20 protein-coding genes are annotated in these 22361 nt (G+C 41.6%); 7 read left to right on the top strand and 13 right to left on the bottom strand.

Annotated elements, in window-relative coordinates; all coding sequences use genetic code 11:
- Nucleotides 1-219 precede the first annotated feature (219 nt).
- Nucleotides 220-1257: a methyltransferase gene (locus AAEU28_RS06340; protein ID WP_421963379.1), complete on the bottom strand. Its 1038-nt coding sequence runs from the start codon at nucleotides 1255-1257 to the stop codon at nucleotides 220-222.
- A gap of 168 nt (nucleotides 1258-1425) precedes the next feature.
- A complete protein-coding gene (gene trmB / locus AAEU28_RS06335) occupies nucleotides 1426-2151 on the bottom strand; it encodes a tRNA (guanosine(46)-N7)-methyltransferase TrmB (RefSeq protein WP_138629563.1) in 726 nt (241 codons plus the stop codon).
- 125 nt (nucleotides 2152-2276) lie between these two features.
- On the opposite strand from trmB, the gene mutY reads away from it, so the two are divergent.
- Together mutY and AAEU28_RS06325 are read left to right on the top strand one after the other, a co-directional pair.
- Nucleotides 2277-3335, top strand: a complete 1059-nt coding sequence (gene mutY / locus AAEU28_RS06330; RefSeq protein WP_421963378.1) for an A/G-specific adenine glycosylase — start codon at nucleotides 2277-2279, stop codon at nucleotides 3333-3335.
- Nucleotides 3336-3375: 40 nt separating this feature from the next.
- A complete protein-coding gene (locus AAEU28_RS06325; RefSeq protein ID WP_058030911.1) occupies nucleotides 3376-3648 on the top strand; it encodes an oxidative damage protection protein in 273 nt (90 codons plus the stop codon).
- A 91-nt stretch (nucleotides 3649-3739) separates the two neighbouring features.
- On the opposite strand, the gene serA is transcribed toward AAEU28_RS06325, so the two are convergent.
- From serA to AAEU28_RS06300, 5 genes are all read right to left on the bottom strand, one after another.
- A complete protein-coding gene (gene serA, locus AAEU28_RS06320) occupies nucleotides 3740-4969 on the bottom strand; it encodes a phosphoglycerate dehydrogenase (RefSeq protein ID WP_421963377.1) in 1230 nt (409 codons plus the stop codon).
- 9 nt (nucleotides 4970-4978) lie between these two features.
- Nucleotides 4979-5635 carry a ribose-5-phosphate isomerase RpiA gene (gene rpiA, locus AAEU28_RS06315; RefSeq protein WP_138480172.1) on the bottom strand — a complete coding sequence of 219 codons (657 nt, stop codon included), beginning with the start codon at nucleotides 5633-5635 and terminating at the stop codon, nucleotides 4979-4981.
- A 92-nt stretch (nucleotides 5636-5727) separates the two neighbouring features.
- The gene (locus AAEU28_RS06310) at nucleotides 5728-6333 is read right to left on the bottom strand and encodes a 5-formyltetrahydrofolate cyclo-ligase (RefSeq protein WP_421963376.1); all 606 of its coding nucleotides are present in this window, start codon (nucleotides 6331-6333) and stop codon (nucleotides 5728-5730) included.
- A gap of 1 nt (nucleotide 6334) precedes the next feature.
- On the bottom strand, nucleotides 6335-6874 hold the full coding sequence (locus AAEU28_RS06305) for a hypothetical protein (protein WP_421963375.1): 540 nt from the start codon (nucleotides 6872-6874) through the stop codon (nucleotides 6335-6337).
- Nucleotides 6875-6991: 117 nt separating this feature from the next.
- Nucleotides 6992-8497, bottom strand: coding sequence for a S10 family peptidase (locus tag AAEU28_RS06300; protein WP_421963374.1), 1506 nt, complete (start codon nucleotides 8495-8497; stop codon nucleotides 6992-6994).
- A gap of 278 nt (nucleotides 8498-8775) precedes the next feature.
- Here AAEU28_RS06300 and AAEU28_RS06295 point away from each other — a divergent pair, with 278 nt between their 5' ends.
- The 3 genes from AAEU28_RS06295 to mrcB all read left to right on the top strand — a co-directional run bounded on the left by AAEU28_RS06295 (nucleotide 8776) and on the right by mrcB (nucleotide 12940).
- On the top strand, nucleotides 8776-9114 hold the full coding sequence (locus AAEU28_RS06295; RefSeq protein WP_130254678.1) for a P-II family nitrogen regulator: 339 nt from the start codon (nucleotides 8776-8778) through the stop codon (nucleotides 9112-9114).
- Nucleotides 9115-9125: 11 nt separating this feature from the next.
- Nucleotides 9126-10355, top strand: a complete 1230-nt coding sequence (locus AAEU28_RS06290; RefSeq protein WP_138480180.1) for an ammonium transporter — start codon at nucleotides 9126-9128, stop codon at nucleotides 10353-10355.
- A 224-nt stretch (nucleotides 10356-10579) separates the two neighbouring features.
- The gene (gene mrcB / locus AAEU28_RS06285) at nucleotides 10580-12940 is read left to right on the top strand and encodes a penicillin-binding protein 1B (protein ID WP_421963373.1); all 2361 of its coding nucleotides are present in this window, start codon (nucleotides 10580-10582) and stop codon (nucleotides 12938-12940) included.
- A gap of 152 nt (nucleotides 12941-13092) precedes the next feature.
- Here the strand turns inward: mrcB and AAEU28_RS06280 are convergent, their stop codons facing one another.
- The 5 genes from AAEU28_RS06280 to AAEU28_RS06260 all read right to left on the bottom strand — a co-directional run bounded on the left by AAEU28_RS06280 (nucleotide 13093) and on the right by AAEU28_RS06260 (nucleotide 19631).
- Nucleotides 13093-14934 (bottom strand): methyl-accepting chemotaxis protein, encoded by a 1842-nt coding sequence (locus AAEU28_RS06280; protein WP_421963372.1) that lies wholly within the window; start codon nucleotides 14932-14934, stop codon nucleotides 13093-13095.
- Nucleotides 14935-15069: 135 nt separating this feature from the next.
- The gene (gene hemL / locus AAEU28_RS06275; protein ID WP_421963371.1) at nucleotides 15070-16350 is read right to left on the bottom strand and encodes a glutamate-1-semialdehyde 2,1-aminomutase; all 1281 of its coding nucleotides are present in this window, start codon (nucleotides 16348-16350) and stop codon (nucleotides 15070-15072) included.
- Nucleotides 16351-16365: 15 nt separating this feature from the next.
- Nucleotides 16366-17382 (bottom strand): aspartate carbamoyltransferase, encoded by a 1017-nt coding sequence (locus tag AAEU28_RS06270; protein WP_421963370.1) that lies wholly within the window; start codon nucleotides 17380-17382, stop codon nucleotides 16366-16368.
- Nucleotides 17383-17507: 125 nt separating this feature from the next.
- Nucleotides 17508-17942, bottom strand: coding sequence for a CopD family protein (locus tag AAEU28_RS06265; RefSeq protein WP_421963369.1), 435 nt, complete (start codon nucleotides 17940-17942; stop codon nucleotides 17508-17510).
- A gap of 12 nt (nucleotides 17943-17954) precedes the next feature.
- Nucleotides 17955-19631, bottom strand: a complete 1677-nt coding sequence (locus AAEU28_RS06260) for a chloride channel protein (protein WP_421963368.1) — start codon at nucleotides 19629-19631, stop codon at nucleotides 17955-17957.
- 183 nt (nucleotides 19632-19814) lie between these two features.
- Between AAEU28_RS06260 and erpA the strand changes: the two genes are divergently transcribed.
- On the top strand, nucleotides 19815-20153 hold the full coding sequence (gene erpA / locus AAEU28_RS06255) for an iron-sulfur cluster insertion protein ErpA (RefSeq protein WP_058030898.1): 339 nt from the start codon (nucleotides 19815-19817) through the stop codon (nucleotides 20151-20153).
- 531 nt (nucleotides 20154-20684) lie between these two features.
- Nucleotides 20685-20930, top strand: a complete 246-nt coding sequence (locus tag AAEU28_RS06250; protein WP_058030897.1) for a helix-turn-helix domain-containing protein — start codon at nucleotides 20685-20687, stop codon at nucleotides 20928-20930.
- Between the two features lie 26 nt (nucleotides 20931-20956).
- Here the strand turns inward: AAEU28_RS06250 and AAEU28_RS06245 are convergent, their stop codons facing one another.
- On the bottom strand, nucleotides 20957-22354 hold the full coding sequence (locus AAEU28_RS06245) for an AmpG family muropeptide MFS transporter (RefSeq protein ID WP_421963367.1): 1398 nt from the start codon (nucleotides 22352-22354) through the stop codon (nucleotides 20957-20959).
- Between the last annotated feature and the right edge of the window lie 7 nt (nucleotides 22355-22361).

Genomic DNA, 22361 nt, shown 5'->3' with positions numbered 1-22361 from the left:
AACTTTAATAAACTTAGTGTAGCAAAGGGAAAAAATAAAAATAACTAAAAATTGCGATGGAGCTTATGCTATTTTTCTCTAAGTATGAATTAATTCATTCTTTGTTCTTAGAAATGAAAGTTAGGTTGTTTGGTTGAAAAGCAGTCTGGCAACTTAGGTAAGTTTTAAGCAAGGGTCATTAAGCGTTAATACAGCTGAATGACCCATTATGCAAAACGGTTAAGATTTTTGTGCGTGGTACACCGCAAACTTATTATTTTTCGCAATGGTTTCATATTCGCCAAACTGTGCTTCTAAGATTGGCTGATATTTTAAGAAACTATTAGCAACTATGGTGAGCTTGCCTTTAGGTTTTAAGAATTGCTTAGAAAGCGCTAAAAAGTCTTCAGCAATTTGATAATCTGTTGAAATACCCGTATGGAATGGCGGGTTACTGATGATTAAATCAAACTGACCCGACACTGCTTGCATGCCATCACTCAAAATCACATTACCTTCGAGGTTGTTGAGTTTTAGCGTCTGTTCGGTAGCATATACAGCTAAAGCGCTGACATCTAAACAGTTCAGTCTCAATTCTGGTGTTTTTAGTCCTAGGTAAGTGACGATAATCCCAGCACCACAGCCAAAATCGAGTACTTTGCCTTTATAAGGCACGGCAATTTGCTCGAGCAACAGACGAGTACCATCATCTAATTTACCGTGATTGAAAACGCCAGGCACACTTGCTACTTCAAAGCTCTGGTCGTTCACACTCACAGTGAATGTTGTTTGGTAGCTGCTGATATCAAAACGCTCTATTAAAGTTAAATCAGCAAATTCAAACAATACGCAGTGTTTCGCGCTTTCTAATTTATAAAATTCACCTGCAAAAGGTTTAAACTGCTTTTCAGCAGATTTAACGCCCCCTTTGTTGTCTCCAACAATTAATACACGTGTTTTAGGTGAAGCGATGGCCCGGATATTATCAAGCATCATTAATGCTTCAGGCTTTGATTTCGGGTAGTAATAGATAACTAAATCGAGCTCTTCGAGAACAGGCAAACTATGACCAACATGACTAGTTATGCCTTGGTGTTTTTGTGAGTCTTGATGATCAGCCACGTTGTAGCTAAAAGCGTGAATATCGCTATTTGGGTTTAATTGCTTTAACTCGCGAAGAAAGCCGTCGCGCATGGTGTTAATCACTAAAATGCGCTGACCTGTAAGTTCTTCTTCGTTGCGAAGAAGCAATAAACTTGGGTTTGCTAATCGACTCATAAATACTCTATTTAAAATCTCAACTTAATTTTGCGCAAAGGTAAAACTATACCAATACTGTTCATTAAAAACTATTGAGGATAGGTCTTAACCTAATACCATTAAGATAAAAGAGCCATTAGGCTCTTTTATCTAACTAAAAAATAAATGTAAAAATTAAATTTACTTTTAGTTGCTACGTTTGAACATTAAGTCCCAAACGCCGTGACCTAGACGATGGCCGCGTTGCTCAAACTTAGTCAGTGGACGATTGTCTGGGCGAGGCACATAATCTTGTGTCTCAGAGATATTTTCGTAACCAGGTGCAGCAGTCATTACTTCTAGCATATGCTCTGCGTAGTTTTCCCAGTCAGTAGCCATGTGGAATACGCCGCCAATTTTTAGTTTTTGGCGAAGGCTTTCAACAAATTCTGGCTGCACAATACGGCGCTTGTGGTGACGCTTCTTGTGCCAAGGATCAGGGAAGAATAACTGCATGGTTGTTAGGCTGCCATCGGCGATGCAATCAGCAAGTACTTCAACAGCATCATGTTCAAATACGCGCAGGTTAGTTAAACCTGCTTCGTCGGCTTCCATTAAGCATGCACCAACACCCGGGCGGTGTACTTCAATACCGATGAAGTTTAAATGCGGCGCATTTTTCGCCATTTCAACTAACGATTTACCCATGCCAAAACCGATTTCAAGTACGACGTCGTTGTCGTTGCCGAATACTTGAGAGAAATCTAGTAAGCCTTGGCTATGCTCTAAGCCCATGCTTGACCAACATTTTTCAATGGCAGCAGCTTGTCCTTTTGTTAAACGGCCTTCGCGCTTTACAAAACTACGGACTTTGCGGATGTATTTACCTTCATTTAGAGCTTCTTCTAAATTGGCTTTACTCGATTCGTTCATAATCAATTCTGTGCAGTAAAAATGGGCGCATATTATCCCTGTTCCACGGCCGAAGTACAATACTTGACTGGATATAAAAGGCCTCTACACTGTGCGCCGAGTAAAGTAATCATAGTCGTGGTGATATGCAGGTTTCAAAACAGCAAGCCAAATGGTTTGCCGAGCAAGTAGTAGAGTGGTACCACCTTCATGGTCGTAAGACCTTACCTTGGCAATTGGGCAAAACGCCTTACAAGGTTTGGGTGTCGGAAGTGATGTTGCAGCAAACACAAGTTGTTACTGTAATCCCTTATTTTGAGCGTTTTATGGCGCGCTTTCCGACGATTGTCGATTTAGCTGATGCACCAGAAGATGAAGTGCTGCACCACTGGACGGGGCTTGGCTATTACGCCCGAGCACGTAATTTGCACAAGACAGCAAAAATTGTTCGAGACCAATATGCGGGTAAGTTTCCTGAAACTTTTGAACAAGTTGTCGATTTACCGGGTATAGGGCGCTCGACCGCTGGCGCGATTCTGTCGTTGTCACTAGGTCAGCCGCATCCGATTTTGGATGGTAATGTAAAGCGTGTTCTAGCTCGATTCTTTATGGTTGAAGGTTGGTACGGGGTTAAAAAAGTAGAAAATTTACTTTGGTCCTTAAGCGATACCATCACGCCAAAAGACAATGTCACTGAGTTTAACCAAGCCATGATGGATTTAGGTGCTAGCCTTTGTTCACGCAGTAATTTTAATTGTGAAGCGTGTCCGTTAGTAAGTCAGTGCCAAGCTTATGCAAACAACCAAGTTAAAGCTTTCCCGAACTCTAAACCGAAGAAAGAAAAGCCAAAAAAGCAGGCGTATCATTTGATAATTAACGCAGATAACAAGGTGCTAATGGAAAAGCGCCCAAGCTCGGGCATTTGGGGCGGATTGTTTGGCTTCTTTGAGTTTGAGTCATTGCAAGAAGTAGAGACTTTTATTGCTCAGCAGGGGCTAAACGGAAAAGTACAATCCATAGAATCATTTGTGCATATTTTTACTCACTTTGAACTGACGATACATCCGCAAATTTTAAAGTTAGATACTATTCCAGATTGTGTTCATGACAATCCGCTTATCTGGTTTGACTTAGCAGAGCATCCAGAGGTTGGGCTTGCAGCACCAACGAAAAAGTTAGTTAAACTCCTAGGCACAATGGGGTAGACTAACGTCATTAATCGAGCATTTAATTAGGTGATGAATTATGGCACGCACAGTGTTTTGTCAGAAATTACAAAAAGAGGCTGAAGGCCTTGCTTTTCAACTTTACCCTGGTGAAGTGGGTGAAAAGATTTTCAATAATATCTCTAAAGAAGCTTGGCAACAGTGGCAGCATAAGCAAACTATGCTGATCAATGAAAAGCACCTAAACATGATGGACCCAGATCACCGTCAGTTGCTAGAAGAGCAAATGGTCGGTTTCTTATTTGAGGGTAAAGAAGTAGAAATCGAAGGCTATCGCCCGCCTGAGAAATAATCTTCGTAATCTTTATCTAAATTTAAAAAGCCCCGCAAACTTGAGTTTGCGGGGCTTTTTATTTGTTTCTTACTTTTGATGCTTTTTGCAATTAGTGAAGAATACGCGCTCTGATTGTGCCTTCAACTGCACTTAGCTCTTTTAGGGCCACTTCAGAATGGTCGGTATCTACATCAATAACGACGTAACCAATTTTGTCGTCGGTTTGTAGGTACTGAGCAGCAATGTTGATGCCGTGTTGAGCAAATGCTTGGTTAATTTGCGTAAGTACACCCGGGCGGTTGACGTGAACGTGCAATAAGCGGCTACGATTAGCAAGCTCAGGTAGCGATACTTCAGGGAAGTTAACAGCGCTTAATGTAGAGCCGTTATCTGAGTATTTAGCCAGTTTACCCGCGACTTCAATACCAATATTTTCTTGCGCTTCTTGTGTCGAACCACCAACGTGTGGGGTTAATATCACATTATCAAATTCGCGCAGTGGAGAAACAAACTCTTCGTCGTTAGATTTTGGCTCTACCGGGAATACGTCGATTGCAGCACCAGCTAGCTTTTTATCTCTTAGAGATTCTGATAGTGCATCGATGTCGACCACCGTACCGCGAGAAGCGTTAATTAAAATCGCACCTTGCTTCATCACTTCAAGCTCAGCCATGCCGATAAGATTCTTAGTCGATGGTGTTTCAGGAACGTGCAAGCTTACTACATCGGCGCGCTGTAAAAGTTGCGTTAGGTTTTGAATTTGTTGTGCATTACCTAAGGTAAGTTTGTCTTCTATGTCGTAAAACTCGACTTTCATGCCGATGTTTTCGGCCATAATACCAAGCTGAGTGCCGATGTGACCGTAACCAATAATACCTAAGGTTTTACCACGGGCTTCATAAGAGCCAACTGCTGATTTAAACCACTCACCACGGTGAGCCATGGCGTTACGCTGCGGAATACCACGTAGTAATAAAAGAATTTCACCTAGTACGAGCTCTGCTACTGAACGTGTATTTGAGAAAGGCGCGTTAAATACCGCAATACCACGCTCTTTAGTCGCTTGCAGGTCAACTTGGTTTGTACCAATACAAAAGCAACCTACCGCAACTAGTTTTTCTGCAGCTTCAATGACGCGCTGATTAAGATGGGTACGCGAGCGAATACCCACAAAGTGAACGTCTGAAATACGTTCGATGAGTTCATCTTCAGGTAAGGAAGTCTTAACATAATCAATGTTGCTATACCCATTACGCTTAAGAGTTTCAACAGCGCTTTGGTGTACGCCCTCTAACAACAGTATTTTGATCTTTTCTTTTGCTAAAGAAACCTTACTCATGACTCATTCCTATTTTACAATTTTAGGACCTTCTGGTGTCCCTGTGATAACGATGTCTGCGCCGCGCTCAGCAAATAAGCCGTTAGTAACTACGCCGACGATTTGGTTAATTTGTTGTTCAAGCTGCTTTGCATCGTTGATCTCTAAACCATGAACATCCAAGATCACATTACCGTTGTCAGTGATCACGCCCTGACGGTAAACCGGATCGCCACCTAGTTTAAGAAGTTCTCTTGCCACATAACTGCGTGCCATAGGGATAACCTCAACTGGCAGTGGGAATGCACCCAAAGTCTCTACATGTTTGGTGTTATCAACAATACAAATAAACTTATCAGCTACTGCCGCTACAATTTTTTCACGGGTTAATGCTGCGCCACCGCCTTTGATCATGTCATTTTGTGCATTGATCTCATCAGCGCCGTCAACATACACGTCTAGCTTAGCCACATCGTTTAACTCGTAAACTTCAATGCCTAGTGCTTTTAACTTTTCAGTAGAAGCCTCTGAGCTAGATACTGCGCCTTTAATGTCATCTTTAATGCTGCCTAACGCATCAATAAAATGATTTACCGTAGAGCCTGTACCAACACCTACAATCGTGCCTTCTTCTACAAACTCTAGTGCAGCCCACGCCGCTGCTTTTTTCATTTCGTCTTGAGTCATTTCAGTTCCAAGGTTGTTGTCAAAAGTTGTCAACGCAAGTATACCGAAAACGTAGGCAAAGTGACGTGTTTTAAGCGTTTAACGTTGAAGTTTTACCACTGGTAAAACTTCGTCGGTGTTAAAATCTGCTGTAAAGGCACATCCCATGCTTCTATTGGTAAGCTTTCTACTTTCTGACAATCATGAGCAAGGCCTATTAACTTAGGCTTCTCACGTTGTTCAGCATAGTGCTTTGCCAATGTTCTATCGTAGTAGCCGCCGCCCATTCCAAGTCGATTACCTTGCTCATCAAATGCAACTAAGGGCATTAGCAAAATATCTAATTCAGGAAGCGGGCAAATTTGGCTGCAATTCAGCTTAGGTTCCAAGATAGCATAGCGATTAGCCACCATGGGTGAGTTTTCTTCATATTGCTGAAATAGCAATGAGGCGCCGTTGAAAGGGTGAATTATAGGTAGGTAAACTTGATGTTTTTTAACTCTAAGCTCTTGAATTAGCTTGTTTGTTTTGAGTTCGCCATCATTACTTAGATAGAGCCCTATTTTGGCCTTTTGAGGGAGGGTGATGTGTTGAGAAAAATTAATAGTTAAATTTTCTTCAGCTTGATTTTGAAATGATGAGGTTAGATTTCTTCTAGCTTCGCGCACTTTTTTTCTAATTTCGGTGCGCGATATTTTTGAATCGTGAATTTTACTCATGTTAAAAAGCGACTAGTTCAGGGAAAGCAAGTGCGATAGCTAATATAATCAACAGAATGATGAGCACAACACCAAGACCATATTGCACTTTTTTACTGCGTTTAGGGGGAGGAGTAAGCTCAAGTTCATCAAAAAGGTCGTCTTCTTGCCAATCATCTTCGACTTTATTTTCTTTCACGATCTCTTGTGAAGGTAAACGTTGCTCTAATTCTTCTAAGCGTTCTTCGATTCGAATAAGGCTAGACGTAATGTAATCAAGGGCTTCTAGAATACGTTCATCTTTAGAATTTTGAATTGAGCTGGCGCTATTTGCATTGCTCTCAGCTGATTGCAGCTTGGCATGCAAACCGAAGCTGGCCAATAACTTTACTTGTTTAAGGCATTTGGCTTTTTCGCTGGGGGCAAATAAAGATTTGCCTTGCGTGAACGCTGTGATTTTTTGCGGCGTTGTTTTAAGTTTTAAGCTGAGCTGCTCGATGGCGGCTGATTCACTCACGCTGCTATCGAAGCCGGCAAATACAACACGGTATTTGTCAGTCATGGAAACATCCTTAAATTCGCTAATGCTTTGAGTATACCCAAATTTTAAAGACATGCGAATGAAGGTATGGCTTTATGATGGCCTTATAAGCAAGATATAAGGCCATGGTATAAGTTTTTAATACTTAGCTGATTTGCCATTCGGTAGGGCGTTTTGAATAAATTCACGTAAGTCTTGATTTGATTGTTCTAAATCAGCACGACGTAAATACATCATATGACCTGAGCGATAACCTTTAAAGCTTAAACGGTCGCGCATTTTTGCACTTGGGTCGAGTTGCCACATCGTATATTTTGCATCGAAATAATTGGTTGCACCGTCATAGTATCCTGCTTGCACTAACACATTAAGGTATGGGTTTTGCGCCATGGCTAAACGTAGTTGCTCACCGGTGTTGTTATTACTGCGATCCCATGGATGAACCGAGCCAAACATATTGTATTTAATGTCGGTTTTGTAGTTTAGCTCTTCACGTAGATAGTAATTAATGGCTGGTGTGAAAGAATGCAACCATGAGGTTAGCTCCGGCCAGTAATCAGGTCTGCTGCCCGCATCACGTTTGTCGATACCTAAATAACGAGAGTCTAAGCGGCCAAGTGTTTGACCTCTGTCTCTTAGCAGCTCTTTCCAAAAAGCGCTGGTTGGAATATCTAAATTGTTCTGAGCGACAAAGGTTTCTGATAAACCACTAAACTTAGCAACTTGCTTAATTGCTTGTTGCTTTTCAGCATCGCTGATAAATGCACCTTTTGCCAATGCTGGTAGGTATTGGTTAATGGTGTAAGTTTCAACTTCGTCTAATACATCTAATAAGTCTTTATTTTGTAGCTCAGGTGCTAAAGCTTTGTGGTACCAAGCCGCCGCCGCATAGTAAGGTAAGCGATTTGCAGCTTTTACAGGGCCTTGGCGTTTAATACCAATGTCGGTAGGCGAAACCAGTACTACGCCATTTAAGTACATCCATTGGCTATTTTGTAGCTCATGAGCAAGGCCTGATACACGTGTAGTACCATAGCTTTCACCTATTAAAAACTTAGGCGATAAAAAGCGGTTGTTGCGATTCACAAAAGTGTTTAGCCATTCAGCGAGGTATTTGATATCAGCATTAACGCCAAAGAAACGTTTTTTCTGCTCTGCCTTACTAGGCATTTTTCCATCTTTGTTTGGTAAAACGCGCGAATAGCCTGTATTCACAGGGTTTACGAAAACGATGTCAGCGACGTCTAAAACTGAGTAAGGGTTAGTTTGTACACCGTACGGTTGAACCGGGTAGCCTTCAGTATCGATATTTAAAGTTTTAGGGCCAGTGTAAGCAATATGCATCCACACTGACGCAGAACCAGGACCACCATTGAATGAGATTAGTAGTGGGCGCTTACTCAAGTCTTTAACATCGCTTTTCTTGTAGTAGGTGTAATGCAAAGTGGCGATCGGGTGACCTTCCTCATCCCATACTGGCTGAGTCCCTGTGGTCGCAGTGTAATTAATTCTCTCACCAAGAATTTTAGTTTTATGTTTTGTGACAACTTGGTTGTCTATGTCGATTTGGCGGCTATGTTCACTTGCATTAACCGTTTGACCGATCAGCAATGCTGCACTGATGATGATGGTTTTTAGTTTCATTAGTTTATCTCCTCCGAAGCTAAATAATGTTCTGCTCTTACTGAATATGCAAAGTTTATGAGTCCAAGTATGGGCAAATTGAGATGGGTGTAAAAATGATTGAAATTTATGCACCAGCTCAGTTCAATTTGCATAACTACGCACTTAATTGGTGCATTTTATCTAATTTTAAATGTTCTTAAATTGTTAACTTTATGTATTTTTTAAAGTTTTAATTTTGGTATAGAGCTTGATTATTCATTGCCAACATAACGCATCACAATGTCGAAGGGGGCAATATGAAAATGATCAGCGCTATCATCAAGCCATTCAAACTTGATGAAGTCAGAGAAGCATTATCGGAGCTAGGTGTAGAAGGCATGACTGTTGTTGACGTAAAGGGTTTTGGTCGTCAACGCGGTCACACTGAGCTTTACCGAGGTGCAGAATATCAAGTTGATTTTATTCCAAAAATCAAAGTTGAAATCGCAACACAAAGCGAAAACGCAGAGCGTATTGTTAACACCTTAAGTGAAGTCGCTCGCACCGGAAAAATCGGTGACGGTAAGATTTTTGTGTATGACCTAGACCAAATTGTACGTATCCGTACTGGTGAATTCGACGAAGAAGCGATTTAGGAGCAATAACAATGGAAAACAGCATCATAGAACTCAAGTTCTCTTTAAATACTTTTTACTTTCTGATCTCTGGCGTATTGGTTATGTGGATGGCTGCGGGCTTTGCCATGCTTGAAGCGGGTTTAGTTCGCTCAAAAAACACCACTGAAATTCTAACAAAAAACATCGCGCTCTATGCCATCGCTTGTACTATGTTCTTGCTGGTGGGTTACAACATTATGTACGTCGATAATACAGCCGGTGGCATAGTGCCGAATTTTGGCGCGCTCATTGGTAGTGCCGCAGATGATGCAACTCATGCATTAGAAGCTGATTTCTTCTTCCAAGTTGTCTTTGTGGCAACGGCAATGTCAATTGTATCGGGTGCAGTTGCGGAGCGAATGAAGCTTTGGGCTTTCTTAGCATTCACTGTTGTTTTAACTGGTTTAATTTACCCAATTGAAGGCTTCTGGACTTGGGGTGGTGGCTTCTTATCTGAAATGGGCTTTGTGGATTTTGCAGGTTCTGCGATTGTTCATGGTGCTGGTGCGGCAGCGGCATTAGCGGGCGTATTACTTCTAGGTGCTCGTAAAGGTAAATATGGTAAGAACGGTGAAGTTTATCCAATTCCTGGTTCAAATATGCCACTTGCAACACTAGGTACATTTATTTTGTGGATGGGCTGGTTTGGTTTTAATGGTGGTTCGCAACTATTCATTGCAGATAAAGCAAATGCGGTTGCTGTGAGTCAAATTTTAGTGAATACCAATGCTGCGGCAGCGGCTGGTGCGATTGCTGCACTACTAGTTTGTAAAGTGCTTTGGGGTAAAGCAGATCTCACTATGATTTTAAATGGTGCTTTAGCAGGTCTAGTTGTAATCACAGCAGAGCCAGCTTCGCCATCACCGACTCTGGCAGTACTGCTGGGTGCATTAGGTGGGTCACTGGTGGTATTCAGTATCGTGTTCCTTGATAAGGCAAAGATTGATGACCCGGTAGGTGCGATTTCTGTACACGGCACCTGTGGCGCATTAGGTATCATGTTAGTACCACTTTCAAATGGTGATGCGAACTTTGTTACACAGTTAATTGGTTTAGTCAGTATCTTTGCTTTTGTATTCATCGCTTCTTACATTGTATGGGCCATCTTAAAGTCAACAATGGGTATTCGAGTTGGCGAAGAAGAAGAATTGTCAGGTATGGACCAACATGACTGTGGCGTTGATGCTTACCCTGAGTTTGTTACGGTTCGCGGTCAATAGTTGTCAAAGTTTCAATTTGCACACAGTGAGTGAAGAACAAATATCAGAAGTATCGAGTTAAGATTTACTGAGTGGTGTTCATGTGATGAGAGTTACTCACTGTGTGCATTTTGAAAACTGAATAAAATCAAGCCTAACTTAGCAATGAGTTAGGCTTTCAGGTCTTGTTAATCTAAGGTAATCTATGGTGATTAAATTGGCATTAACCATTCGTGAATAAAGGCATGGCCGAAAAAAAGACTCCTACCCAAAAATCGTCTACAAAAAAAGCAACACCGAAAAAAAGCGCTGCGCCTAAATCGAAAAGCACAAAAAAAACAACGAATAAAACTACAAAACAATCAAAAGGTAAATTTGCTCAATTCAAACAAAGAACCTTGCTAGGACTTTGGCGTTTATTTTGGAAAGGTAGTATCGCAGTTATTGCGGTGTTAGCGTTTTATGTGATTTACCTTGATGCCAAAGTGACTAAGCAGTTTGAAGGGAATAAATGGCAGTTGCCAGTGCAGGTCTATGCCCGAACTATGGATTTTCGTCCAGATCAATATTTGTCAGAAAAAGAAGTGCTTTGGGAATTAAAGCGCTTAAATTATTCAGAAGTAAATCAGCTTAGCCGCACAGGTCAGTATGTCGTTGAAGGGCGAACTATCCGTATTTATCGACGCGCTTTTGAGTTTTATGATGGGGTTGAGCAAGGCAAAGTATTTACCTTAAATTTTGCCGGTAAAAAATTAGCCAGTATAGTTAATGAGTCTGGTCGACGAGTGCCTAAAGCTCGATTAGAGCCCGTACAAATAGCTCGTATTGGTAATGACTCAAAGCAAGACAGAGAGTTTGTTCCACTCGATAAGTTTCCCACTATTTTAAAAGATGCGCTATTGGTTGTGGAAGATAGAAACTTCTATGAACATCATGGTGTATCTGTCATGTCTATTCTTAGAGCGCTTTATACCAATATTAAAGCAGGAAGAACGGTGCAAGGCGGCAGTACATTGACGCAGCAGTTAGCTAAAAACTTCTACCTAACCCGAGAACGCACTCTTACGCGTAAGATCAATGAAGCCTTAATCGCGATGATCTTAGACTTCAGATATAGCAAAGATGCTATCTTAGAAGCCTATTTAAACGAGGTGTATTTAGGGCAGGCATATAATCAAGGTGTGCATGGTATGGGACTGGCAGCAGAGTTTTACTTTGCAAAACCTGTTGATGAGCTTGAGTTTGACCAAATCGCGTTATTAGTGGCTATGGTCAAAGGGCCTTCTTATTATAATCCGAGACGTTACCCAGAACGCGCCCAAGAACGTCGTGATCTGGTACTCAGACTGCTAGCTGAAAATGGTTACTTAAGTACCAATGAATATCGTCAGTCACTTGAAAGGCCTATTAAAGTTGAGCCTTTAAGCCGTGACCGACAACAAAATTATCCAGGTTACCTAGAGTTGGTAAATCGAGAGCTAAAAGAATTATTACCTGATCAGCAAGTCATTAATGCTGGTGTGAGGATATTTACGTATTTCGATTTACAAAAACAAGCTGCAATGGAGGAGTCTATCCGCAAAGGCTTACCTTATTTAGAGCGCAAATATAAAACTGAAAAACTTGAAACCGCGATGATTTCAGTCAACCTTGAGAAAGCGGGGGTGTCTGCTTTGGTTGCTGGCCGAGATATGCGCTTTAGTGGTTTAAACCGCGCACTCGATACCAAGCGACAAGTGGGGTCATTAGTGAAGCCTGCAATATATCTTTCGGCCTTTGAGCAAAATACTCACAACCTTGGCACATTATTAGACGATGGGCCGCTAGAGGTTAAAGATAGTTCTGGAGATGTATGGACCCCTGAAAACTTTGACCATAAATTTAGAGGTGAGATGCCGCTTTATGAGGCGTTTAGTAAAAGCATTAATATTCCAGCGGTAAACCTAGGTTTAGATATTGGGGTACATAGAGTCGCTGAAACGCTTAATCAATTAGGCATTCAGCAGCAGGTTGAGCAGTATCCATCGTTACTTCTTGGCGCTCTTGAGCTTTCTTCATTCGATGTGGCACAGATGTATAGCACCATTGCCAGAAAAGGTCGCTATCAGCCACTTACCAGTATTGCAGCGATGACCAACTCGGTTGGGCGAGTCTTGTATGAACATCGCACGCGTTCAGAACAGCGTTTTGCTGAAGAATCAATTTATATGACCAATTACGGCTTAAAAAGAGTCACCAAAGATGGCACTGCAAAGCGTATTAATCTCCACTTTCCGTCTATCCAGCTTGCAGGCAAAACAGGCACCAGTAATGATTTAAGGGATAGCTGGTTTGCAGGATTCGATCACAATACAGTGACGGTTACTTGGCTCGGACGAGATGATAACAAGCCAACAGGTTTGACTGGGTCTAGTGGTGCGCTTGAGTTATACATTCGCTATCTGAAACCACTTAACCCACAGGCTATCGCTGATCAAAGACCGGACGGTGTGCGCTGGGCGTTTGTAAACCCAAAAACAGGCCGTCAGGCTGCACCAAGTTGCGGTAAGGTTATACAATTGCCTATTAGGCGAGAGCTGTTTAACCCAACGCCAACGTGTTCATAAATTGGTGTTACCTATTATAAAAGGACTAAACAGCACCACTAAAACAGGAATTTCTTAACTGCACCCTCAAACTGAGAGCTCATGCGTGCAAGTGTATGGGCATCATACTATAAGGTTGCAATCACTGACTCTGTTGTATGTCGGTTATACTTTTAAAACCTAAACTGTTTAACGGCTCCATTTAGCTGAGAGCTCATAGCTGCAAGCGTATGGGCATCATCTTGAGTGGCAATTGCTGATTCAAGGGTGTGTTGAGCAACATTATTAATGGTAGTCGCATCACTCAAAGCTTGTTGAGTGGCCAGAGATTGCTGTTGAACAAGCACACTAATATGCTGGCCCTGATTATCTATGTCGACCATGCTGGTTTGGGCTTCTTGTAAAACCTGATTGGTTTTTTCTGCTGCAAGTACGCCTTGCTCCATTTGCTCGACACTTCGACGCATTTTTTCTTGTGTGGTATTTGAAGCCTGTTGTAGTGCATTAATGATGGTGTGAATTTCTTCAGTTTGCTGCTGAGTACGTTTAGCCAAAGTTCTGACCTCATCAGCAACAACGGCAAAGCCTCGGCCTTGCTCACCAGCACGAGCTGCCTCAATAGCAGCATTAAGCGCGAGTAAATTGGTTTGTTCGGCAATTTCACTGATTGCGACACTGACCTTACTAATATCTTGGCTGTCTTGTGCGAGCTTATCAAGTGCTTGTCGACTCTCTTCAAACTCTTGTTGTAACATGGTCATATGCTGAGCAAGTTCTGTGGTGTTCTGACTGCCTTGCTTTACATGACTTGCCGCTGTGCTTGCTAATTGTGTTGCCTCTTGGGCTGAATGCTCAACAGAGGTGGCGGCATGATTCATTGCTTCTAACGCTTCTACAATGGTACCGATATTTTGCTGCTGCTGACTGACATCTTCACGGGTACTTTGACTAATTTCATTGAGTTTGCTGGTGGCATTTTGTAGGTTGCCACTGGTGCTTTTTACATCGCCAAGTAGATTAACCATAGCATCGAGCACTTGATTGTATTCGTAAGCAATAATACTCATCTCGTCATTACCAATCGCCGTTGCTTTGGCACTTAAATCACCTTGTGCAGCTTTACTTGCGTTGTATTCAAATGCGCGAATATTGTCTACCACAGCAAAGTAAAAGCCGAACATAAGGTAACTTGCAAGCAGCAGTGACACTACTGCAGCAAGCACGACACTGTTTCTGATAATTTGTTGAGATGATAAGCGTTCATTTAGCAATGCTTTTAAAAGCGGAGTTGCCGTATTGATGAGCATACTTACCTGTTCAAGCGTATCACTTTTTAAACTATTGAATTGGCTTTGTGATAATTGTAATTCATCAGGGTCAAGCAGATTGTTTTGAATGCTATTTTTAAAAGCCTGTACGGAACGTGTCACCTTATCTAGTTGCTGTGATAGCGATGATTTTACAGTTTGGTTATCTGCGATAGCCACCGCCAGTTTACCTTCTAAACGCTCAGCGTAACTGGGCAATGATTTATTGTAATTCGAGAGTGCAATAAAGGTGTCTGGGGTAAATGAGCCCGCTTGGATCACCAATGATGCTTGCTCCGAAGTGAGATTTATTTGTTCAATCAAGCTCGGAACAGACTCAACCAAAGAGCGGTTTATATAAGAGCGGGCAATATCACCATCAATGGCGAGTTTTGATTGAATAGAGACCTGTTCGAGGGCGTGTTGTTGCGCGCTATCTGTGATATCAAAGCCGTTGCTTCTGGCTAATTGACGATTTGCCTGTTTATTTTCAGACATAATATTTTGTAAAAGAGTAGGGTAAAGCGCTAAACCACTTTGTTGCTGCTGTGTGAGTGCAATATTTTGGCTGAGAATAGAGCTTAAGAAGAATAAGCTGACACTGAGTGGAACAAGTAAAATACCAAAAATTAGACTGATTTTGCTTTTGTATTTCAAGTTGGCCATTAAAGAAATAGCGGGTGAGAAAAGCGTTTTTGATCCTTGCATATGCGTCACTTATTAATTGTGTGTATTAGATAGACCGAGCAAGTTTCAATTTTAGTTCAAAAATAATTTTTTTCTTTAAAAAACAAAAAGCCCACAAACGTGGGCTTCTATCTAAAAGCTATAAACGCTTATTGTTTATAGCTTTTTAAATACTTTTGCAGCGGCAGCAATTGTCTCTACAATATCTGCATCTGTGTGCATCGAGCTTACAAAGCCAGCTTCAAAAGCAGAAGGCGCTAGGTAGACGCCTTCTTCAAGCATTAAATGGAAGAACTTTTTAAAGCGCTCTAGGTCACATTCAGTTGCTTGCTGGTAGCTATTTACAGACTCAGCAGTTGTGAAGAAGAAACCAAACATGCCACCCACATAATTTGTAGTCAGTGGAATACCCGCTTCATCAGCAGCTTGTTGAAAACCTTCGCACAGTGCTTTGCTTTTTGCTTCAAGCCCTTGGTGTAAGTTACCTTGGCTTAATAGCTCAAGTGCTTTTAGACCAGCGGCCATCGCGATTGGGTTACCTGATAGCGTACCAGCTTGATACACTGGACCTACTGGCGCGATGAAATCCATGATTTCTTTTTTACCACCGAAAGCACCCACTGGCATACCGCCGCCGATCACTTTACCAAGACAGGTTAGATCAGGCTGAATGTTGTAATAAGCCTGTGCGCCGCCTAGTGCCACGCGGAAGCCTGTCATTACTTCGTCAAAAATAAGTACTGATTTGTGCTCATCACATACTGAACGAAGTCCTTCAAGGAAACCTTCAACTGGCGGAATACAGTTCATGTTGCCCGCAACCGGCTCTACGATAATACAAGCAATTTCGTCTTTGTATTCATTGAAGATAGCTTTAACTTGTTCAATGTCGTTGAACGCTACCGTTAATGTGTGCTTAGCGAAATCAGCAGGAATACCCGGAGAGTTAGGCACACCCATAGTTAAGGCACCAGAGCCTGCTTTAACTAATAGTGAATCAGCGTGACCGTGGTAACAGCCTTCAAACTTTAGAATTTTGTCACGGCCTGTGAAACCACGAGCAAGACGAATAGCACTCATTGTCGCTTCAGTACCAGAGCTTACCATGCGTACTTTTTCGATTGATGGCACTAGCTCTTTTACTTTCTCAGCCATCAAGATTTCAGTTTCAGTTGGGGCACCGTAACTAAGGCCGCGCTCAACAGCTTCTAAAACGGCTTGCTTAATCTCAGGGTGGTTGTGACCTAAGATCATAGGACCCCAAGAGCCCACATAATCGATGTATTTTTTATCGTCAGCGTCGTAAGTATGAGGACCTTCAGCATTGGTGATGAATAGTGGCGTGCCACCTACACCATTGAATGCACGCACTGGTGAGTTAACGCCACCAGGAATTGATTCTTGAGCACGAGAAAATAAATCTTGGCTAATTGTCATGTATATAGTCCTATTTTAACTGTTACGTTTACGGCTGAACCAAGGTACTTCTACTTCATAGTTTTGTACTTGGTTTTCAACGCCTAAAGTTAACGCGAATAACGCCATACGGATCAATACGCCATTTTGTACTTGGCGGAAGATTGCTAAGTTGTCGTTATTGTTTAAATCATTGTCTAGCTCGTTCGCATCACTGCGGCTATCGCGAGGCAGTGGATGCATAAGCACAGAAGTAGGTTTGCAGTGGGCATTATAAATTGCTTGGCTAATTCTAAAGCCACCACGGTATTTGTTGGCTTCTTCTTGAGATGGGAAGCGTTCTTCTTGTATACGTGTTTGATAAACGATATCAGCGGCTAGGTTGCCTTCCATCTTAGAAACAAGTTCGATTTGATGACCCGCGTTCGATACATTATCAAGAATATAGTCAGGCATTTGTAAGCCATCAGGTGCAACCATAGTGAATTTAACATCTTTATAGTGACACAAAAGCTTTGATAAAGAGTGCACGGTACGACCATATTTTAAGTCACCTACAAGCGCAATGTGCATGCCATCGATGCCACGCTCAAAGCGGTGTAGTTCTTTATCTATGGTTAAAAGGTCAAGTAATGCCTGAGTAGGGTGCTCATTTGGACCGTCACCACCGTTGATAACTGGCACGTCAGAGCCTGTTGCAAATTCAGCTACTGAACCTGCATCTGGATGACGCATTGCGACCGCATCAGCATAAGCTGAAATAACGCGCGCGGTATCGTATAAAGATTCACCTTTTGCAAGGGCTGAGCTTTGCATGCCCGTCGTTTCACGAACCAAACCACCGAGTAAATTGAACGCAGTACCAAAACTGACACGTGTACGTGTACTTGGCTCAAAAAATAGGTTAGCTAGAACAGCACCTTCAAGCACATTGGTACGTTTTTGCTTTTTAGCATATGGTTCCATTTTCTTTGCTACAGCAAAGATCTGTTCAATGGCATCTCTGTTTAATTGATTTACAGAGAGAATATTTTCACCTTGGAAACTTAACATGAGGCGATCCCTAATCAGAAAATGACGAGCGATTAAAAGCGAGGCTTTCAACCAATATATTTAGCAGGCCAAGACTGGCTAACTTGGCGCCGCATAATAGCACAATAAAGCCGAGTTTTAGACAATTAAAAGCTAGGTTTGAGTATTGCGAGCATGATTATCGCTAAAAGCAATAACACCGGAAATTCATTAAAGATCCGATAAAAGCGGTCACTGCGTGTGTTTCTATCATGCTTGAAATCAGCAAGCAGTTTAAAGCAGTAGCCGTGGTAAATATAAAGGATGATCACTAAAACAAGTTTGTAATGTAGCCAGAGGTTATATTTAAACCACTCTCGACCATACTCGAAAATCATTAGCAGGCCAAAAACCAAAGTTAGTACAGCAAAAGGCGTCACAAAGAACAGTAATCTGCGCTCCATCACTTTTAACATGGCACTACAAGGTGGTTCTTGGTTGATAGCGTGATATACAAATAAGCGGGGCAGGTAAAAAATACCGGCAAACCATGCCACCATAAAGAAAATATGCAGTGCTTTATATACGAGTAATGCTGTCATTTAGCCTCCAGTTTAACTGGTTCTTATTGTTAGAATTTGACGGATCTGATCCCAGCGGACCACACCCATAACATGGTGTTCATCTTTTTGATTAAACACATATACGGCGCCACTTCGTTTATCGTTTAATAAATCAAAAGCGTCTGACATGGTTGCTTGGCTACTTAAGCCTTGCATCGGAATGTAAGAAATATTCATAGAGTCGTCAGACATCAAACTTAAATCGTATTCTGCCAGTCGATAGCCACTTTGTTCATCAAATACGATAAGTGGCGTGTGGCTATTAACCGCTGACAGCGACTCTTTAATTTGCTCTTTGTCATCAGAGTAGAGTAGTTTGAATTGCTCATTCATCTCTTCCACTATGCCCACCTTTTGCAGTACTTCACTGGCGGGTGAGACTTGATAAGCCAAGCCTTGGAAATCAAGTTGTTGTAAGAAGATTGAACGATTTCCAAATACCTGTAATGCCGTCACGTATGCGGTTGAAATCACTAACATAGCTGGGACGATAATTTGAGGACTGGCAGTCAACTCCATTACGGCTGTTAGGGCTGCTAGAGGGGCGTGTAAAGTTGCAGCTAGCAGACCCGCCATACCTAGTACGCTGTAGGTACCGGCAATATGTTGATCTGGGCTAATAAATTGTCCGAAATAAGACATTAAGGTGCCCATTACAACACCTAAACCAATGACAGGGCCGATTAACCCTCCTGGAATACCTAAACCGATTGCAAATAAAGTTGCTAGTAACTTGGCTATTAAAATAGTCGTGAGTAATTGAATATTTTCAGGTGATGTCACAGCCAGCGTGATGGCACTCATACCTGAACCCATAGCTTGAGGTACGAGATTACCGATTAAACCGGCAATTAACCCTGCTAGCATCAAGCGTGGGAACATGCTTAAAGGTTTAAATGTACGAATTATCATCATTAGGTTTTGGTTAAATGCAAAGGCGACAGCTCCCAAAATAACACCACAAATTACCAAATACGGATAATGCCAAAAGCTCAAAGGCGTGACACTGATAAGGGCGAGCTCGGTATCATGACCAAATACAAATTGTGTGGCTAACGCCCCCGTGACAGCTGCAAGCATAATCGGCACGAATATATGTACTTTATATTCACGCAATACGACTTCCATTACAAAGATAACGGCAGCTAGAGGTGTATTGAATGAGGCGGCAATGCCAGCAGCAACACCGCACCCTGATAGTGTTCTTGCAGCATTCCAAGGCAAGTGTAGTCGCTCAGATAACACACTTGCACCGGTTGCACCCATATGTACAGAAGGGCCTTCTCGACCAACCGAAAAACCGCTAATAAGTGCCAGAGCACCGCCAAAAAATTGGTTTGCAGTGTTCCAAATCGGCATTTGCCCATAGTGGTGTTTAATGCGATGAATAACAAAAGGTATACCAAGGCGGTAATGCTTGAAGCCAGTCATAGCAGCAAACAAAGCAATCAAAAAAGCCGCTAAAACGGGTAGGCTAACTCTTAAGTGCTCTGGTAGTTGTGTAAAGTCATCTGGGGAGTCGAGAAATAAACTTTGCACGCCATAAATCGTAAGCCTAAATAAGATAATTAAAATTGCAGCGATTAAACCCGCAGCGACACCTAGTAAGCATAACTGAACAGAGGTTTTTGGCTTGGCTAATTGGCGCCTAAGGGCGTCCAGAGACATGGCTTTATTCCGACAAAAAACAGACCCCTAAGTCTATCAAATAAATTGGTTTTCGTCTTGTTTTAGCGCAAAGAAGATGGCTTTTCTAGCAAGTTGTCACTGAGTATTCTACAAACGGATTACTTGATTAAAATACTCGGGTATTAGATAATCGCGCCATTATCAGAATTAAGGGTCGAGAGCATGTCTGATCAGTTACCAATTCAATTTAGCGACGCTGCAGCAAAGCGTGTGAAAGAGCTTGTTGCAGAAGAAGAAAACCCAGATTTAAAACTACGTGTATACGTGACAGGTGGTGGTTGCTCTGGTTTCCAATATGGTTTCACGTTCGATGAGAAGGTGAATCCGGGCGATTTGGAAATTGAGAAAAATGGTGTATCTATGGTTGTTGACCCTATGAGTATTCAATATCTTGTAGATGGTATTGTTGATTACACAGAAGGGCTAGAAGGCGCGCGCTTTTTTGTTAATAACCCAAATGCGACGACAACTTGTGGTTGTGGTGCAAGCTTCAGTGTCTAAACACAACAAAGAATTTAAAAAGCCACGCAGTCGCGTGGCTTTTTTTATGTGCTTTGCGTAACCCAAATCATGAGCGCGAAGAAGCTCAACACAAATACGCTAAATGAAAGAATATAAATAAACCCTTTCTTCCCTTGCTTAATAGGCACCCCTTGGCTTTTCAAAAACCAATACCAAAGTATGCATAGCACAATGGGTAGTAAAAAAAGTACTCTAATCATAGTTTTCCTTTTAGCGAAAATTTAATTTAGCTTTAGTCAATAATCTTCTAAGAAAATTTATTTATTCATCTTTTTAGAATAAAAAGTTAATTAGTTTGTATTAAGTGTAAAGTTAATGCTCTAATATTTATCATTAAATTTATTATTTTTATTAGTGTAGACGCAAAATATAGTCTATACCTATTTTGGGACATGGGTACAAACTCTGGATTTACCATGTCGCACTGTGATATACAGTACATGTTAAGTTGAGACGGGCATATTTCAACTTAAAGAAACAATAAAATCATCGAGTAGGAGATGTAACATTATGATGGGTAAAACGGTTTCTTCTGAAGAAAACGGTAAGTTAACTAAGTGGCTTAAAAGCAAGCGTCATGAGAAAGGCCATACAATGCGTAGCCTTGCGCAAGTTTTAGGAACTCCACATTCATTTATTGGCAAAATTGAAAACCAAGAACGTCGTTTAGACGTGATTGAGTTTCTTCGTTACTGTGAAGCACTAGAAGTGGATCCGTATGAAGGCTTAAGCTTACTTAATAAAGAAGAAGCATAAGTTTTAACACCTAAAGGTGCGTAGTGTTACGCACCTTTAGTTGCAGTTGAGTTTTTATGAAACTGCTTTTCTATGGCATATAGTTTATGTCTAATCATGTAAAGAAACAGTAAAGAAGGGACCACCATCATTGCTGTAACTGCAAAAAATAACGCCCAATTACCTTCTAACCAGTCATCGATTACCACACCACTATAAGCTGATAATAAAGTACGACTTAAGCTACTTAAAGAAGCCAATAACGCATAATGGGTCGCACTAAAGGCGCGATCGCATAGCATTGAAATAAAGGCTACCATAGCAACTAAGGACCACGCTTGGGTGAAGCCGTCTACAACGATAGCCAGTGCATATAAATGCTCTTTTGGGCCTGCTATGGCAATCCAAGAAAACATTAAATTAGAGGCAGCCATGGCGATACCGCTGACAAACAAGCCTTTTACTATGCCGTATTTGTGGTTAAAAATACTGCCTAAAAAAGCAAACACTATGGTAATGAGCCCGGTACCAAGCTTTGAATACTGACCGATTTGTGTATTACTAAAACCAATTTCTTTATAGAAAACGATAGACATGCGAGCTAAAAAAGCTTCGCCAACTTTAAATAAGAAAATAAAGGCGAGTAAAGCAAATGCGGTTTTTACGCCATTTTTAGTGAAGAAACTTTTGAAAGGTTCAACTAATGTTACAGCTAACCAAGCTAACAGGCGTTGCCATACGGAATTGCCGTTTGCAAATAACTTACTTTGATACTCTTTTTCTAATTGAGCGTGAGTGAGCTCACGATGTGATTTGGGCTCTTTTGCAAACAAGGTAACCAGCATCAACAATAAAACAATGCCAGCGAGTACAAAATAAATTTGTGACCAATCAAAACTGGGTAAATCAGCTAAAAAGAAGGGCAGTGCACCTAAAAGTGCATAACCTGACCACCAACCTGAGGTTGCCATTGCCGCTGCTGCAGTGGCTTTTTCACTTTCAGTTGTATCTAGTGAGTCAATACGAAAAGCGTCTATGGCAATATCATGAGTTGCGCTGGCTAGGGCTATTAAAAAGCACAACAAGGCAGCGAGGAATAGCTGATCTTTGAGGGTAATAAAGCCAAGGCTCAGTGTTGCGACGAAAGTGACTATCTGGCCAAGTAAAATCCAGCTACGTCTCTGACCTAACAAATTGCCCAACAGGGGGAGTTTTACACGGTCGAGTAACGGAGACCAGAGAAAGTTGATGGTATAGGCGCTGAATACCACACCAAATAAACCAATCATACTGCGGCTTAAGCCTTCATCTTTCAGCCAAGCAGACATCACAGAGCCAATGAGTACCCATGGAAACCCGCTGCTTAGGCCAAATAAAAAGATGGTGAGAAGGCGTTTGTCTTTGTAGTAGCCTAAGTATTCACTTAGGCTAGAGTTGATTTGCATGACTATC

Source organism: Pseudoalteromonas sp. SS15, assembly GCF_049257195.1.
Classification (GTDB): Bacteria; Pseudomonadota; Gammaproteobacteria; order Enterobacterales; family Alteromonadaceae; genus Pseudoalteromonas.
This window is presented reverse-complemented; position numbering and strand designations above follow the sequence as displayed.